The organism is Micromonospora sp. NPDC005237 (assembly GCF_040607775.1).
GTDB lineage: Bacteria > Actinomycetota > Actinomycetes > Mycobacteriales > Micromonosporaceae > Micromonospora.
Genome location: NZ_JBEXHJ010000004.1, coordinates 503,714 through 520,098 on the forward strand (window position 1 = coordinate 503,714; position 16,385 = coordinate 520,098).

Genomic DNA, 16,385 nt, shown 5'->3' on the forward strand with positions numbered 1-16,385 from the left:
GCGGTGGTGCGGTGGTGTGGTTGTTGTTACGGCTCGCTGCGCTCGACTGCGTGACGGCCGCCGGTCGGCGTCGCGGTCTCCTCGACCGGCTCCGAGGACGCCTGCGACGGCAGGTCGGTCGTCGGTCGGTCGTCGGCGTTCACCGGCGACGCGTCGGACCTGCGGCGAGTCGCGCGGATGATGATGAACAGACCGAGCAGGACCAGGGCGAGGCCGAGGAGTCCGAGGACGATCGGCAGCACCGTGGTCAGCAGGTTGATCTGGTTACGCGCGTCCTTGGCAGCCTTGGCCTGCTGCTTCTGGGTGTCCTCGGTGAAGGCGAGGGTCGCGTCGATCATCTTGACCTTGTCCACGCCGGTCGCGTCACGCAGGGTCTGCGCCTGCTTCTCCTGGCCCTTGACGATGACGCCGCTGTCCGGCTCCACCCACAGGGTGCGGACGTTGGTGTAGAAGAGACCGGCGCTCACCGTGGGCTCGGTCGAGCCGACGAGCCGGCCCGGAACATCGATCTGCTTGATCTGGATCGGCTCGGCCGTCATCTCGAACTTGTAGACGGTCAGGCCCTGCAACTTCTCGGTGCTCACGTACTTGGCGGGGTACGCCTTGCGAGCGGTGTTGTCGAAGTACCGGTAGGTCTTCTTCTCCGTGCCGAACGGGAAGGTGTAGGTCAGCCCCTCGTGCTTGAAGGGCGAGCCGTTGATGTCCTCGGCGCAGCAGGCCACCGCCTCGGCGGTCCGCCGGTCGAGGGCAACCCGGTCCGTGTTGACCGTGATCTCGGCCTTGCTGGCGTCGTCGATCACGCGGACGCCGACGTTGAAGACCGCGCGGTCATCGTTGCCGGCCCCGACATCGCCCCGCACCGCGCGGTGGGCTGTGAGGTTGACCCCGCTGCGCTCCGACAGGGTGGGGAAGTCGAAGACAGTCGCGTTCTCGGCCTTCGACACCGTCACCGAACTCTGATCAAGGGGCACCTTGACGAGAGCGGGCGCGACGGTCAGCGGCGTCGCCACCGCCCCGACGATCAGGAACGCGCCCGTCGCCACCAAGATGGCACCCGACGTAGGTCGCATGTAACTCCTCCCCTTGTAAAGACTCGACTGGCGGCTGACAGTACATGACGGGGCCGATTTCGGATATGGTCCGACGCGGCCTTCGGAAGACGTACCGACTCCGGTGGCACGTGGCCGTCCGGCCACCCCGCCGAATGGGATGTTGAGGAACTGTGAGCCGACCCGTCAGACCCGGCGCGAGCAACGGACAGGTGGGCCATTCCGCGTCCAATACCGTCCGTTCGGATGGTTGGTTGCCGGCATTGGAAGGACTCCGCGCGGTGGCGGTGCTGTGCGTCGTCGTCCACCACGTCTCCTTTCTCAGCGGGTTGACCAACTCGATCGCCCGCCTCGGAGGTGTGCTGGCCAGACTGGATGTAGGGGTGGCGATCTTCTTCGCGCTGTCCGGCTTCCTCCTCTACCGGCCATTCGCGCACGCCACCATTCATTCGCAGTCGCACCCGCCAGTTCGGCGATACCTCTGGCATCGCGCGCTGCGCATTTTGCCCGGGTACTGGGCAATGGCGGTTGTCGCACTGCTGTGGCTCAACATCGATTACCTCAGGTCGGTCTGGGACTGGGCAATCCCCTTCCTGCTGGCACAGATTTATCAGCCATTGCGACTGCCGGTCGGCATGGAACAGACCTGGAGCCTGGCTACGGAGGCGACTTTCTACCTGGCGCTGCCGGTGATAGCGGTGCTCGGTCGCCGAATGGGCGGTCGGACCCCGCTTCAGCGAGCCCGACGCCAACTGGCACTCGGCGCCGTCCTCGTTCTCGCCGGCCTCACCTGGAATGCGTACGCGCACGGCCCCGACTCGCCACTACCGGGGCTGGCGGTGCTCTGGCTACCCGCCTTCCTCGACTGGTTCGGCATCGGCATCATGCTGGCCGTGCTCGCCTCCTGGCCCACGAGCACGACCTCGTCGGTGCTCCTCACCGGACTGACCGGGAGCGGCCCCGGGCGGGGCGACGAGGACCTGTGGTCCGCCACGCCTCGCGGGCTGCGCGTCTTCACGTTCGCCCCGGGCACGTCGTGGCTCATCGCCGGCGCGCTGCTGTGGATCGCCAGTACGCCCATCGCCGGCCCACGCGGGGTCGAGCCCACCAAGCCGATCGAGTCGATCATCGAGCACCTGGTGTTCCTGCTCGTCGCCTGGTTCCTGATCGCCCCCCTCGTCGGCCCGGGCTCGGGCGGGGTGCCGCGGGCGTTCCTCGACCAGCCGGTGATCAGGTTCCTCGGTCGGATCTCCTACGGCATCTTCCTCTGGCACCTCCTCGCCCTCGAGGTCTGCTTCCGCCTGCTCGGGTTCACCCGGATGGACAGCTCGTTCTGGGTGCTCCTCGTGCTCACCCTGGCCCTCACCATCCCCGCCGCGGCGGCCACCTACTACCTCATCGAGCGGCCGACGCAGCAACTGCGCAGGTTCCTGGAGCGGCGGCGCAACCGACACCGGGCCGGGATCGTCGCGACCGACACCCTGGTCCAGGCGCCGGTGCCGGCGTTGCAGGCGGCGGGCCCAGCCGAACGCCCGGCCCTCCCGGCGCGACTCGTAGCGTCCGCGGACCCGGCGGAAGCGCAGCACCAGGGCGGCGATCGCGACGAGGAGCAGGCCGGTCGGGACCGTGACCAGTAGGTCGCCGAGCCGCTCCGAAGCGATCTTAGGCAGCCACCACCGTTCGGTCCCGTACGCCGCCAGCCCCACCGCTGCCGGCACCCAGATCCAGCCGGGGCTGGGCATCCGGCGCCGGTGCAGCACCACCACCACTGCCGCGCAGCCGAGCCCGACCAGGCCCCCCAGCAGCGCCGGCACCCCCAGTGCGAGCACCGGCGCGGTCGGCATCGTCGCCGGGACGATCGGGTACGACGGTCGGTGGCGACGCGCGGGGAGCAGGGCTGCGACGACCAACAGCAGCAGCAGTCCCGCCCCGACGCGCAGGACGAGGGCGTACTGCTCCCCGGGTGTGAAGACCAGCTCGACGCGGCCGGCGGCCCCGGCCGGCACGAACCACGCCTGCTTCCACCCGTCCAGCCGGGTCGGTACGAGCCGGACACCGTCGAGGGTGGCCCGCCAGCCCGGGTTGGCGTTCTCCGGTACGACCAGGTAGCTGCCGCCACCCGCCCCGACCTCCACCGACCGGCGCTGGTCGTCCCAGCCGAGCACGGTCAGGGCCCGGCGGGGCGGCTCGGCGGCGGCCGGTCGCCGCGGCGGTTCACCGGTCAGGATCACGCTGTCCACGACGAACCGGTCCGGCGGAGCGGAGACCTCGTTCGGGCCGGCGCGCAGCCCGACGCGGTCCTCGTCCGCCCGCGCCGTGGTCTTCGCCCCGGGCTTCGGGGCGGGAGCGCAGGCGCGGTAGCGCAGCGGTCGCAGATCCCGCAGATCCCGCAACGTGCCCGTCGCCGTCGTCGGCACCGTCGCGCCGTTGATCACGATCGTCGGCCCCGCGCCGCAGGGCAACGTCACCGTCTGGGAGAGGTCGCGCGCCTGGTTGGCCTCGGGCCCGCCCTCCACGTCCACCCCGCTGAGGCCGACGGGCAGCGACTGCGGCTCGAACAGCGCCGTCGACCGGCTGACCCGCGGCACCGTCGAGGTCACGGCCACGACGAGGCTGCGGGTCCGCAGGGCGGGGAAGCGGGCGACGCCGTCCAGGCCGACCGCCACCTCCCGGATGCCGTTGTCGCCGGTGATCCGCACCGTCCTGGGTGGCGCCGCGACGAGGCTCGGCGCGAACCGCAGCCGCACCCAGCTCACCTTCCGCGCCTTGGCCCAGCGCAGCCGCACCGTGGGCTGCGGGTCCTTCGGGTCCGCCCACCAGGACGTGCCGTCGTCCCCGTCCGACAGCGCCCGCGACGAGGCGACCGGATCGGCGAACCACGAACTCGACGTGCTGAACGTCTCGCCGCCCACCACCTCGTCGTACACAGCGAGTGCGGTGGCCGGCGTGGCGCGAGCCAGGCCGGTGAGGCGGGGGGTGGAGGCGGCCGGCAGGTCGAAGCGGCGGGGGGCCAGCCCGGTCTCCTCGCCCTGACGGATCAGGTCGGGAGCGCACAGGTAGTGGTCGACGACGACAACGCAGGCCGGCCGGTCCACCGCCTTGCGGGCAAGGGCGACGACCTCCGGGGTTGCGGTGGCGTCGGGCAGCGCCGGCAGCCGCAGGTACCGCTGAGGACTCACCCCGGGCACGCGTAGCTCCCGGATGCCCGCGCGGCGTCCCGGGACATCGAAGCCCGCGACGCCGTCGATGGTCACCCGCAACCAGGTGGTACGCCCCGACGGCAGCGCCAACCGCAGCGGCGTCCGCCCGGCGTCGACCACCGAGTGCACGTACGACCCGCCCTCGGTGCTGACCACGACCCTCGTGACCGGGGCGCCCACGACCTCGTCGTCGACCACCTGCAGCTCCACCGACCCGGCTTGGATCTTGTCGGCGAAGCGGACCTCCACCCACTGGCCCACGGGTTTGCGCGCACCGTCGGAGAGCCAGGATGTGCCGCTGTCGCCGTCCACGGCCGCGAACGGCGCGGCGGAGGGGTCGCGCAGCCCGGCCGGGCCGGTGATGTCGGCCGCGCTGGTGGACGCCCGGACGTCGGCGATCCCGGCGTAGCCCGACGAGGTGACCGCCGACTGCCACGCCGGGTCGAGGATGTCGTGGGCGGCGCGGGCCGATTCCGGTCGCTCCTCGGCGGTCAACGTCCGCGAGGTGTTACCCCGGACCATCCCGAAGTCGACCTCCCGTTTGCGCAGGCTGTCCGCGAGGACCGTGCCTCCGTCCTCGGCCTGCGGTGCGTCTCCGTCGAGGATCACCGGCCGGTCGCCGAGCACGCCGGCGTCGCTGAGGTCCAGCAGCGTCTCCGGTGCGCCGACCAGGTTGAGCGGCTGCGCCGCGTCGGCCAACGTGGCCTTGGGGGTCGGCCGGTCCACCTGGTAGATCTCCACCGCCCGGTACGGCTCGTGCAGCCCGTAGTCCCACGCCCCATCGAAATCCGGCCGCGCCCCGCTGCTCGGGCCGAACGCGGCGACCCGGAACAGTCCGGGGGCGCTGTCCAGCGTCCGGTGCACGAGAACCGGCCAGGCGAAGCCTCCGACGGGCTGACGAAGGTCGTTGCGGACGAGCAGGTACCGCACACCGAGCCGACCGAGCACGTCCGCCAACCCGGGGGAGGCGGTACCGGCGGCGAGCCGCTCGTCGATCGCGGAGAGCAGACGGGCGTTGCCCGCTGATCCGGCCGGCACCAGTGACCGCACCGCCCACGGCGAGTCCAGCAGGGGCTGGACCGGCTCGTCCAGCGAGCGCCCCCAGTTGTACTCGGCGAAGTTGCTGCCGGGCACGAGCAACGTCGTGCCGGGCCCGGCGTGCCGGTCGAGCCAACCGGTCGCCTGCCGCCAGTGCTCGGGTACGGCCCAGAATCCGCCGCCGGCCGGGAGCCCCGCGCTTCCCGCGCCGCTGGTGACCGCGAGGAGCGCGATGGCGGTGACGCCCAGCGCCACCCGCCGGGGCGCCATGTTGGTGGGTCGGGTGAACCGGCGGATGACCGCGATCCGGCCGACGGTGTCCAGCATGTGCGCGGTGGCGAGGGCCAGCGGCAGGCGGAGCACGACGTCGAACTTGTGCAGGTTGCGCAGCGCGGCGAGCGGGCCGTCGAGGGCCTCCCGGACCGTCGCGGCGAAGGCCGCGCCGCCGTCCGACAGGTTCCCGGCGGTCAGGGTCAACAGCCCGACCAGTGCGCCGACGAGCAGGAACCGTCGCTCCGGCAGGTCCCGACGGGCCAGCCCGGCCAACCCGATGCAGGCGATCAGGCCGGTGAGCACGACCATCCAGGACGTCGTGACCAGCGCCCACCCGGAGCGCCACCAGGGCACGCCGTCGACGGCCAGGTAATCCACCCAGTGGGTCGCGCCGCGCACGGCCGACGGGAGCGACGTCACGCTCGTCGTGACCGCCGCGCTCTCGGTGTACGGCAGGAACGGGAACCCGTAGCGCTGCAGGAGCAGCAACGGCACCAGCCACCAGAAGGTGGCCGCGACCATCGCCACCGTCCATGCGGCCAGCAGGCGGATCCGTCGCCAGCCGGGCGCACGCGTCACCACGAAGAGGAACGCCGGCAGCACGGCGCACGCGGCGGCCGCCCCGTTCGCCCCGCCCATGCAGACCACGGCCAGCCCGCTGAGCGCTGCCGCCCGCCGCAGCGAGCCACCCGCCGCCCCCTTGACCAGCGGCAGCAGCACCCACGGCGCGACGCAGTACGGCAGCAGCTCCAGCGAGACCGTGCCGACCAGGGACAGCGCGCGGGGCGAGAGCGCGAACACCGCGCCGGCCACCAGGCGTGACGCCGGGCCACCCAGGTCCAGGGCACGCGCCAGCCGCACCACACCGGTGAGCGCCACGCAGAGCAGGGCGGCCATCCACAGCCGCTGGACGAGCCAGGCCGGCAGGCCCACCGCCTCGCCGAGGAGGAAGAACGGCCCCATCGGGAAGAAGTAGCCGACGGCCTGGTTCTGGAGCGTGCCGAACTGCCAGTCCGCCGTCCAGAGGTGCGCCGCCCGCGCGAGGAAACCGCCCGGGTCCAGGGCCATGTCCAGCTTCGTGTCCGGCACGATGAGCCCGGGCTCCTGGGTGACGCAGAGACCGATCAGCGCGAGGCAGACCAGCAGCTCACGCAGGCGCCACACCGCCAGGGACACCGTCGCGGACGGTATTCCGGCGGTGCGGCGAGCGGTCGACCAGGCGGTCAGCACTGCCGTACCGGAACTCCGGTGAGCAGTTCGTCACCGCTGGCGTCCCGCTCGCTGATGTGCTCAGGCGCTACGCCCGCCTCGACGAGCACCTGCCGGATCGCCGCCGGAGCGGCCGCCGGCACCAGGATCCACAGGCCGTGCTCGTCGGTCGCCACGTGCCGGGTGTACGGAAGGAGGGGGGACACCCGGGCGAGGAGGCTCTCCGGCTGGTCCGTCCGGACCAGGAGGGACGCGTTGCGCGCCGCCCACGGCACCCGGCGTGGCGCGAGCAGGTCGCCGAGGACCGCGCGGACCCGCCGCCCGGTGTCGGCCCAGCGGAACGCGTCGCTCCACTGTCGACACTCGGCGGCCATCCGCTCGGCCTCGCCCGGTGCCGCGAGGGAGTCCAACGCCCGGTCGAGGCCGACGGCGAGCCTGCCCGCGGGGTCGTCGCCCTCAGTGACCAGCCATCCGGTCCGGCCCGGCCGTACGGCGTCGCGCAGCCCGTCGACGTCGAAGGCGACGGTGGGCAGCCCGGCGGCGGCGGCCTCCACGACCACCAGACCCCAGCCCTCGCCCCACGAGCCGGAGACGTGCAACCACGCGCTGGCCAGCAGCGCGTCCCGCTCGGTGGAGGGCAGGTGACCGTGCACCGTGACGATGTCGGTGAGCCCACGCTCGGCGACCTGCCGACGGATCGTCGCCACGTCCGGCCCGCCACCGACGACGTCCAGGCGCAGGTCGGGCCGCTGCGCCCGGAGCTGGTCGACGGCGTCGAGCACCAGATCCACCCGCTTGTGCCGGGTCACCCGACCGACGCAGACGACACGGGGTCGCGCGTCGCGACCGCCGCTGCCGACGACCGGCGGTGTCGCCGCGTCCGCACCGTTGGGTACGACCACCACCGGGCCGGCCCAGCGGAGCCGGTCCCGTACGGCCACGGCCGTCGACGGTGAGACGGCGAGCGTCACGCCCCGGCGGTAGACCCGTCGGGCGACAGGCCCCTCCAACCACGCCCCGAAGCGACCGACGAGCGGGCCGAAGTAGAGCCGGAACTGTCGGTCGTGCACGTGGTGGATCACGCAGACGACCGGCACGTCCGCCGGCAGGACCGCCGGGCTGAAGAACGGTATGCCGTTCTGGCAGTCCACGACGGCGTCGAACTGACGGCGGCGCCGTGCGAGCCAGCCCAGCACCCGGGGGTAGATGCTCCACCGCCCACCGACCCGGACGATCCGGATGCCGTCGCGGGTCTCGTCGCCGGGCTGGCCGTCCGGACGCGCGGTGACGAAGGTGACCTCCGCGCCGGCGGTCACCAGGTCGCGGGCAACCTGCCAGGCGTAGACCTCGGCGCCACCGGCGTCCGGATGCCACGGGTCCTTCCAGTTGAGCACCGCGATCCGTCGACCCGCGACCACCGCGTCGGTGGTGGGAGCCGCAGCCGTCGGAGAGTGTCCGACACTCACGGCCGCAATCCAACGGGGGCAGCGCTCCCGGTCACGTCCGTGCCGACCGGCAGGGCGACGACCGGCAGCGGCATCGCGGGGGCGACCTCGGCCCGGCGCAGTCGCCAACTGATCTTCGCGACGTCCACGAAGCTCTGCCAGCCGTGGCGGACCGGGGAGAAGCGCGAGCCGGGCACGTCCACCCAGTTGACGGGGATCTCCACCAACCGGGCGCCCGCGCGCTCGGCGCGGCCCAGCACCTCCACGTCGAACGCGAAGCCGCCGCACCGAAGGGGTGCGAACGACCGCCGCGCGACGTCGTTGCGGAAGAACTTGAACCCGCACTGCGTCTCGCCCACGCCGCGCACCACCTGCCGGACGGCACCACGGAACGCCACCGCGCCCCAGCGTCGGAGCAGGCTGTGCCGCTCCTGCACCACCGACTCGGGGTGCGCCCGCGAACCGACCACCGCGTCGGCGCCCTCGACCAGGAGACTGAGCACCTGGCCGAGGGTGTCCGGCGCGGTGGCCAGGTCCGCGTCACAGAAGCCGACGTAGCGCGCGTCGCTCGCCAGCACACCGGTGCGTACCGCGAAGCCCTTGCCCGGTTCGGCGCACCAGAGCAGCCGGACGGGGACCGGACCGGCCGGCGCCCCCGTGACCACCTCGGCGGTTCCGTCGGTGCTGGCGTTGTCGACCACGGTGACCCGACAGGGCACACCGAGGTCGGCCAGCGCCGCCCGGAGCAGGATCAGGGTGTCGGGCAGCCGAAGTGCCTCGTTGTACGCGGGCACCACGACGTCGAGTACGACCGCATCTGACGACACGTCAGGAGGAAGGACCTCCATGAAAGGCCGTCAGCGCTCGCCGTACACGATGATGGGCTGCTCCACGTTCGCAGGCTTGGTATTGCTGTTGGTGATGGTGGACGTCCCGATCGAGACGGCCAGAATGCCCAGCACGGCACCCACCGCCGCGGCGACGACCGCGGTCAGGAGGGGATTGAAGGATGCCTTCATTGACGGTCCCTTCGACAAAAGTGACCGCACAGTAACATGCGTCGACGCCGTGTGGCGGGGGGCAAAAGGATGATCAACAGGGTGGCCCCGAGTACCGAATACCCCAGTGCCGGACCAATACCGACACTCCCCGTCGAGCCGGAAGAACCGGTATCAGGCAGGCGAAGCAGGGTCAGCGTCCCGTCCCGCCGGACCATCTCGGCACCGGCGAAGCGCCCCGCGACCTCGGCCGCTCCGGGCTGATCGGTCTGGATGAGCACGTACCGCACGCCGAGCCGACGCAGACCCGGGGCCGGATCACCGGGCACCGCCAGCGCCTGCGCCACCCGGTCGGCGTCCCGGCTCTCCCCACGGATCCGGTCGCGGCCGACCAGCACGTCCTGGTCCCCGATCACCGGTCGGCGGAACGCCCGCGGCGCCGGGTCGAGCACCGGGACGTTGCCCGCCCAGCGGTAGGCGCGGAACGACGCCCACGGCAGCGAGACCAGGCTGCCGCCGGCCGGATCCCGGTTCACCACCTCGCGGACGGCCGACCACTCGGCGGGGTACCGCACCGTGTCGAGCTGGCCGCCGAGCCCCCAGGCCAGGCCGGGCAGCAACAGCACCGGAGCGATCATCACCAGCGGGGCCAGCGGCCGGGCACCAGCCGTCGCGAGCGACTCCACAAGCATGCCGAGGCCGACCGCCTGCACCAGCGCCAGCGGGGCGAGCAGTCGGGTGCCGTCCCGGACGGCGCCGGCCAGCGGAACGTGCTCGACCAGCGCGACCATCCACTGTGCGCCCACCGGCCAGGCCGGCACCAGGGCGATCACGGTGCCCACGGCCGCGCCGACGAGCAGACCCCACCAGGCTGCCGACGGCCACCGGCGACGGGTCAGCGCGTACCCCCAAAGCGCCGCCGCGGCCAGCACCAGCGCGAGCAGGGCGACCGGCCACCGGTCCCGCCCGACCGCGACGGCATGGCGGCTCCAGACGCCACCGAGCGTGGCGACGCTGCCGAGCACACCGAGTGGCGTGTCCGCGCGGACGGCGAAAGCGGCGACGCCCCGCTCGTCCAGATCGACGGCGCCGCCCCGGTTCATCAGCGCCACCAGCCACGGCGCGGTGAGGCCGGCGAGCGTCGCCGCCCCCGCGACCAACGCCCGCCACCGCCGCGCCAGCGCCAACGCCGGAGCGCACGAGAGCACCGCCGCCAGCACCAGCGCCGGGCCGCCCAGCACCACCGCCAGCCCACCGGCGACGGACCAGCGCCGACCCGGACCGATGCCGCCACCCGGCGGCCGTAGCACCCCGAGCACCCACGCGTACGCCCACGGCAGGGCCGCGTACCCGGCGATCACCGCCCACTGACCGAGATGCAGCCGCCCGTACACCCAGGGATTCCAGACGTACGCGAGCCCGGCCGCGACCCGCGCCACCGGATGGCTGACCGGCGCCAGCCGGGCCGCGCCCACCGCGGCCAGGGCCAGGCAACCGGCCAGCAGAACCTTCTCCGCCACGTCGGCGGGCAGCAGCTGGGCCAGACCGACCGCGAGCAGTTCGCTGGGCACCGCCCGGGGCAACTCCGAACCGCTGCCCCAGACCATCGCGCCGAACGGCGGGTCCGGCACGAACACCAGGTCGTACCGCAGGACGTAACCCCGGCCCAGCACCGGGCCGAGGATCGCGAGGACCACCCCGACGCCGAGCGCCACCTCCGGCCACCAGCGACGGAGCACGACCGCGACCCGCGGCAGCGCCGGACGGAACTCCGGTGATCCTCGGCGCACACGGACCCCCACAGACCTGGACGGGAAGCGGGCCCGACGTCGCTCCCAGGGCTCCGGACAGCACTCTAGGCACAGGCGGGCGCGGACGGTAGCTTGCCTCTCGACGTCGACGTCCGACTTCGTGACGACGACGCGAAGCTCGGGGCGCGCACCGGTCCCCGGCGGAACCGACGTGAGGCGCGATGACAGAGACGACGGCAGGCCCCGGCGCGGGCCGCCTTTCAGCGGCGGGCGCGGCGGTGGCCGGTGCCGCGATGGTGACGAACGGGCTGGCCTACCTGCTCCCGATGCTCGGTGCCCGGCACCTCGCGGCCGAGGGCCTGAGCGTCCTGGCGACGGTCGCGGCCCTCGTCGCGATCGCCGGCGTCGCGGGCGTCGGCCTGCAGATGGCGGTCGCGGTGCACCGGGCCCGGCATCCCGGCGCACCGACCAACCGGGTCACCCTCGTCACCACCGCCGTCTCCGCGGGCGCCGTCGTCGTGGCCGCGCCGCTGATGATGACCGCCCTGCGGCTGTCGCTGGCGGTCGTGGCGCTGGTCGCCGGCACCACCGTCGCGGTCGTCCTGTCCGCCCGGTGGCTCGGCGAGTTGCAGGGGGAGCAGCGCTTCCTCCGCCTCGCGTGGGCGATGGGCGTGGTCGCGGCCGGGCGGTACGGCGGCATGATCGTCGCGCTGGTCCTCGGCGCCGATGTCGTCGACACCCTGGTGGCCGGCATGGTGACCGCGTACCTCGTGCTGCCCGCGCTGGTCTGGATCGCCGGATCGGCCCGCCGCGCCACCCCGGACGGGGACGCCGCCATCGGTACCACCCTGCGGATCCGGCAGGTGACCAGCGCCGGCACGGCCGCCCTGGCGATGCTCGCCGTGTCGTACGCGGACCTGATCTTCGCCCGTCAACTGCTGTCACCGGCCGACTCCGGCGCGTACGCCGTCGGCACCGTGCTCACCAAGGGTGCCCTCTGGGCGCCGCAGGTGATCGTGGTGCTCGCCCTTCCCCGCCTGGCCGTCGGGGACAACCGCGTCCGCACCGCCGTGCTCGCGATCGTCGCGGCCTGCGGCGCCGTGCTCGTCGCCGCCTCGGCCCTGGGCGGCGGCCTCGCGTTCCGGCTCGTGGGCGGCGAGAACTACGCCTCCCTGGGCGAGTACGCCCCGTTCTTCGCCGCCACCGGCGCCCTCTACGCGCTGGTCTTCGCGGTCGTCAACGCGAAGATCGCGGCGGGTGCGCGGTGGCCGTCCGCGCCACTGTGGGTCGCGGCGGTCGTCCTGGCAGTTCTGACCATGGCCGTCGCGCCACGGACGTTCCAGGGGATCATGTGGTGCGCTCTCGGCACCGCCGCGGCGACCGCGCTGGTGATGATCCTCAGCCTGCCGTCAGCCACCGGCCCAGCAGGTGGTGATCGATCGAGTCCAGCCGACCGAGCCGACGACCTCCCGCGACCCGCTCCCGCAGCTCCTCCCGCGTGAACCAGCGCGCCTCCACCAACTCCACGCCGTCCACGCACACCTCGTCGGACGTCGCGGTGGCCCGGAAGCCCACCATCAGCCCGGCGGGGAACGGCCACGCCTGCGACCCCTGGTAGGTCACGTCCGTGACGCTGATCCCAGCCTCCTCGGCCATCTCCCGGCGGACCGCGTCCTCCAGGCTCTCGCCGACCTCGACGAAGCCCGCCAGCGTCGAGTAGGAGTGCTCGGCGGCGCCCGCGTGCCGGGCCAGCAGGCAGCGCTCCGGCGAGCCGGGCGCCTCGACCAGCACGATGATCGCCGGTTCGATCCGGGGGAACAGCATCCGACCGCACTCCGCGCCGGAACAGGTCCGCACATGCCCGCCACCGCCGGCGACGGCCGCCGCGCCGCAGGTGCCGCAGTACCGCTGCTGCCGGTGCCAGTGCAGCAACCCCCGGGCGTACGCCTGGACCGCCGCGGCAGCCGGGTCGAGCCGCCCGACCAGGGCCCGTACGTCGACCGCCCGCGTCGCGCCCGCCATCTCGACGGCGGCGGGCTCGCTGAGCCCGGAGAGGTCCACGGCGAACACCGCGACGTCCCCGTCGAGCCCCAGGAAGACGGTCTCGGCGGCAGCCGACCGGACGAGCGACGCGCGCTCGGCCGTCAACCGGACCGGCCCGACCCCGTCAACCAGGCAGCGGTCCCGCCACAGCGGCAGCACCACGGTCGTCGGGTCGGTCAGCAGCGCGTCCAGTCGAGCGGTGTCGGTACGCAGCGCGCCCGCCCGCTCCAGCCAACCGCCGCCGTACGCCAACACCCGCTCCGCAGCGTCCACCCCGCCACCGTGCCACGGCGGCGACCCGGCGTCGGCACCGACCCCGGCCCTGGCTCGCCCCCGGCCCACGCGACACGCCGAACGACACGCGGTGCCAGCGCAGAGCGGGCGCAGCCCGCGCGGACGGCCGAGCATTGGTTACCGTGGTGTCCTCCGGGAGGGGGGACCTCCCGTGGCACCTGGCGATCGAGGTTGCAGTGACGCTGTACGGCGATAAACGTCCACCCACCGACGACCGACCCACCGTGCAGGTCACCGCGGTCACCTGGCCGGACGACGGGCCGGATCCGGTCACGCCGCCCACGGCCACCGCCGAGCCGGGCAACGGTGGACGCCGTCCCCGCCGGGTGCGGATGCTGCTCGCGGCCGGCGTCACCGGCACCGTCCTCGCCGCCGTGGCGGGCGCCGGTGCCTGGGCGTACGCCGGGGACGTGCCCCGGGGCACCAGCGTGCTCGGCGCCGAGCTGGGCGGTCGGAGCCGCAGCGCCGCCGACCGGGAGTTGCGGGCTGAGCTGGACCGGCGGGCGGCGGCCCTCGCCGCGCCACTGCGGGTCACGGTCGGGGAGCGCACCGCCGAGATCAACCCGGCCGAGGTGGGGCTGAGCGTCGACGTGGCGGCCAGCGTGGCCGCGGCGGCCGAGGCCGACGCGCACCCGGTCAGTCGGCTGGTCGGCTCCCGAACCGTCGACCCGGTGGTCACCATCGACGCCGACCGGCTGGACGCGGCCCTGCGCAAGGTGCTCGGCGACCAGGTCCGCCCGATGACGATGCCGGCCATCACCTACCAGGGCACCACCCCCAAGGTCGTACGCCCCAAGCCGGGCCTGGCGTTCGACCCGCAGCGCTCCGCCGACGCCGTCCGCACCGGGTGGCTGGCCGGCACCCCGGTCACCGTGCCGCTCGTGGAGAGTCAGCCGGCGACCACCGCCGAGGAGCTGGACCGGTTGGTCGCCGAGCTGGCCAAGCCGGCGGTCGCCGCGCCGGTCACCCTGCGCACCGACAAGGGCTCCGTGCAGGTGCCACCGGCGGCCATCGCGAAGAGCCTCCGATTCACCGCCGACAAGGCCGGCAAGCTCACCCCGCTGGTCGACGTCAAGCGGCTGCGCGCAGCCCTGGGCGACGACCTGCTCGCGATCGAGGTGCCCCCGAAGGACGCGTCGATGACCATCTCCGGCGGCCGACCCAAGGTCACCGACGGTCGCGCCGGCCAGCAGCTCGACACCGCAGCCCTGGGTCGTGACCTGTTGGCCGTGCTGCCGAAGTCGGACGGACGCGAGGTGACCGGCGAGCTGAAGGCGACACCGCCGGAGCTGACCGCGGAGAAGCTGGCCGGTCTGGGCATCAAGGAGCGGGTGTCCACCTTCACCACGCGGTTCACCGGTGGCATGGCGTCGTCGCGCAGCCAGAACATCGCCACCATCGCCAAGGAGGTGGACGGCACGGTCGTACTGCCGGGCAAGACGTTCTCCCTGAACGGGCACACCGGCGAACGTGGCTACGCGCAGGGCTACCGGGACGCGCCGGTCATCCTGGACGGCAAGCTGGTGCCGGGCGTCGGCGGTGGCACCTCGCAGTTCACCACCACCCTGTTCAACGCCACCTACTACGCGGGCCTGGAGGACGTCGAGCACAAGCCGCACTCGTACTGGTTCGACAGGTACCCGGCCGTCATCGAGTCGACCATCTTCTGGCCGAGCCTGGACTTCAAGTTCCGCAACAACACCGAGTACGGCCTGCTCATCGACACCTCGTACACGTCGAGTTCGGTGACCGTCTCGATCTGGAGCACGAAGATCTACGACAGCGTGAAGACGGAGTACGGCCCTCGGCGCGACATCACCACACCGAAGGTCATCCACCTCGAACCCGGCCCGTCGTGCATTCCGAGCAACGGCATCAACGGCTTCGCCCAGGACGCCTTCCGGGTCATCAAGAAGGGCGGCGTGGTCGTCAAGCGGGAGAAGTTCACCTGGCGCTACGACGCGGAGCCCCGCTACGTCTGCGGCCCCAAGCCCTCCTGAGCCTCCACGGCCGCCCTCACGCCGTGGTCAGAAGGTGGCGATCGGGTTGACCGGGCTGCCGGACGTGCCGGCGAAGCGGACCGGCGCGACGGCGAGCTGGAAGTCCCACTGGCCCAGCTCGGCGGCCGTTGTCGCGCACGCCTCCAGGTCGCAGTTGTCGAGCAGCCACAGACCCATCGCGACGAGGCTCACGGCGTGCACCGGCATCAACACGTCGTCGTACCCCGACGGCTGTACGTCCTGCGGAGTGTCGGCGCCGATCAGCGCGACCTTGCGTTCATGCAGCCACGGTAGGCAGGACGCGTGCCAGCCGGCCTGCGTGAAACCGCTGGCCACACCGGATTCGTGCCGGAAGCGGCCGTAGCCGGTGCGCAGGAGCACCGCATCGCCGGGTCGCACCCGGACGCCCTGGCGGCGCTCGGCCTCCTCCAGATCCTCGGGAACGACACCCTGGCCCGGCTCCAACCACGGCACACCGCGGACCCCCGCGACGTCCAGCAGCACACCACGCGTGACGATGCCGTTCGCCGCCGCCGTGACGGCCGCCCACGCCGATCCCGTCGCGGCGTCGACCAATCGGCGTGGAAGGCGGCCACCCGCATGTTCTCCGCACCCGGCATGTCGGCGGCGCACGGGCACGACATCGTCGACCGCTCCATCTCGTCCGGTACGGCGACCTCCCACGCGCAGGACACGCTCCGGCCGTGGCGCACGGCCCGCGCCGCCGCCAGCCGAACGTCGTCGGTGATGTGGTTCAGGGTGCCGAGCTCGTCGTCGTCACCCCACCGTCCCCAGTTCGACAGCGTGTCGAAGTATCCGAGCACGTCGTCCTGAGTGGGCATCGGTCGCTCAGGGGTCATCCCCGCATCGACTCCTCCGGTCACGCGGTCTGATCCTTCGCCAGGAGGTCATCCACAGGAACGAGCCTAGGCCAGGTATCGGTCACCGGCATCGGGCGCCAAGCGCGGAAACGCAGAAAAGGCCACCCCTGTTGGGGGTGGCCTTTTCTGGAAGATTGTCCGGCGGTGTCCTACTCTCCCACACCCTCACGAGTGCAGTACCATCGGCGCTGGAGGGCTTAGCTT

10 protein-coding genes and 1 pseudogene are annotated in these 16,385 nt (G+C 72.9%); 3 read left to right on the forward strand and 8 right to left on the reverse strand.

The annotated features are described in order from the left end of the window. Positions 1 to 26: 26 nt before the first annotated feature. Positions 27 to 1,070 (reverse strand): DUF3068 domain-containing protein, encoded by a 1,044-nt coding sequence (locus tag ABZT87_RS14815; protein WP_355135894.1) that lies wholly within the window; start codon positions 1,068 to 1,070, stop codon positions 27 to 29. Positions 1,071 to 1,336: 266 nt separating this feature from the next. Here ABZT87_RS14815 and ABZT87_RS14820 point away from each other — a divergent pair, with 266 nt between their 5' ends. Continuing rightward, on the forward strand, positions 1,337 to 2,686 hold the full coding sequence (locus tag ABZT87_RS14820) for an acyltransferase (RefSeq protein WP_355135941.1): 1,350 nt from the start codon (positions 1,337 to 1,339) through the stop codon (positions 2,684 to 2,686). Positions 2,687 to 4,717: 2,031 nt separating this feature from the next. Here ABZT87_RS14820 and ABZT87_RS14825 read toward each other — a convergent pair. The 5 genes and pseudogenes from ABZT87_RS14825 to ABZT87_RS14845 all read right to left on the reverse strand — a co-directional run. Continuing rightward, positions 4,718 to 6,790: pseudogene (locus ABZT87_RS14825) on the reverse strand (alpha-(1->3)-arabinofuranosyltransferase family protein); the annotation flags it as partial. Then, the gene (locus ABZT87_RS14830; protein ID WP_355135896.1) at positions 6,784 to 8,235 is read right to left on the reverse strand and encodes a glycosyltransferase family 4 protein; all 1,452 of its coding nucleotides are present in this window, start codon (positions 8,233 to 8,235) and stop codon (positions 6,784 to 6,786) included. The pseudogene ABZT87_RS14825 and the gene ABZT87_RS14830, both read right to left, overlap by 7 nt. Then, entirely contained in the window at positions 8,232 to 9,041 is an 810-nt protein-coding gene (locus ABZT87_RS14835) for a glycosyltransferase (RefSeq protein WP_355135898.1), read from the reverse strand. The genes ABZT87_RS14830 and ABZT87_RS14835 overlap by 4 nt, the downstream gene beginning before the upstream one ends. A 30-nt stretch (positions 9,042 to 9,071) precedes the next feature. Beyond that, complete coding sequence (locus tag ABZT87_RS14840) at positions 9,072 to 9,233, reverse strand: hypothetical protein (RefSeq protein WP_157742438.1); 162 nt, start codon at positions 9,231 to 9,233, stop codon at positions 9,072 to 9,074. Further along, positions 9,230 to 11,014, reverse strand: coding sequence for a hypothetical protein (locus ABZT87_RS14845; protein WP_355135900.1), 1,785 nt, complete (start codon positions 11,012 to 11,014; stop codon positions 9,230 to 9,232). The genes ABZT87_RS14840 and ABZT87_RS14845 overlap by 4 nt, the downstream gene beginning before the upstream one ends. Positions 11,015 to 11,184: 170 nt before the next feature. On the opposite strand from ABZT87_RS14845, the gene ABZT87_RS14850 reads away from it, so the two are divergent. Further along, positions 11,185 to 12,465, forward strand: coding sequence for a polysaccharide biosynthesis protein (locus ABZT87_RS14850; protein WP_355135902.1), 1,281 nt, complete (start codon positions 11,185 to 11,187; stop codon positions 12,463 to 12,465). Here the strand turns inward: ABZT87_RS14850 and nudC are convergent. Beyond that, positions 12,362 to 13,279, reverse strand: a complete 918-nt coding sequence (gene nudC, locus ABZT87_RS14855) for an NAD(+) diphosphatase (RefSeq protein WP_355135904.1) — start codon at positions 13,277 to 13,279, stop codon at positions 12,362 to 12,364. The genes ABZT87_RS14850 and nudC overlap by 104 nt on opposite strands. Before the next feature lie 197 nt (positions 13,280 to 13,476). Between nudC and ABZT87_RS14860 the strand changes: the two genes are divergently transcribed. Then, the gene (locus ABZT87_RS14860; RefSeq protein WP_355135905.1) at positions 13,477 to 15,300 is read left to right on the forward strand and encodes a VanW family protein; all 1,824 of its coding nucleotides are present in this window, start codon (positions 13,477 to 13,479) and stop codon (positions 15,298 to 15,300) included. A 27-nt stretch (positions 15,301 to 15,327) separates the two neighbouring features. On the opposite strand, the gene ABZT87_RS14865 is transcribed toward ABZT87_RS14860, so the two are convergent. After that, a complete protein-coding gene (locus ABZT87_RS14865) occupies positions 15,328 to 15,804 on the reverse strand; it encodes a cyclase family protein (RefSeq protein ID WP_355135907.1) in 477 nt (158 codons plus the stop codon). Between the last annotated feature and the right edge of the window lie 581 nt (positions 15,805 to 16,385).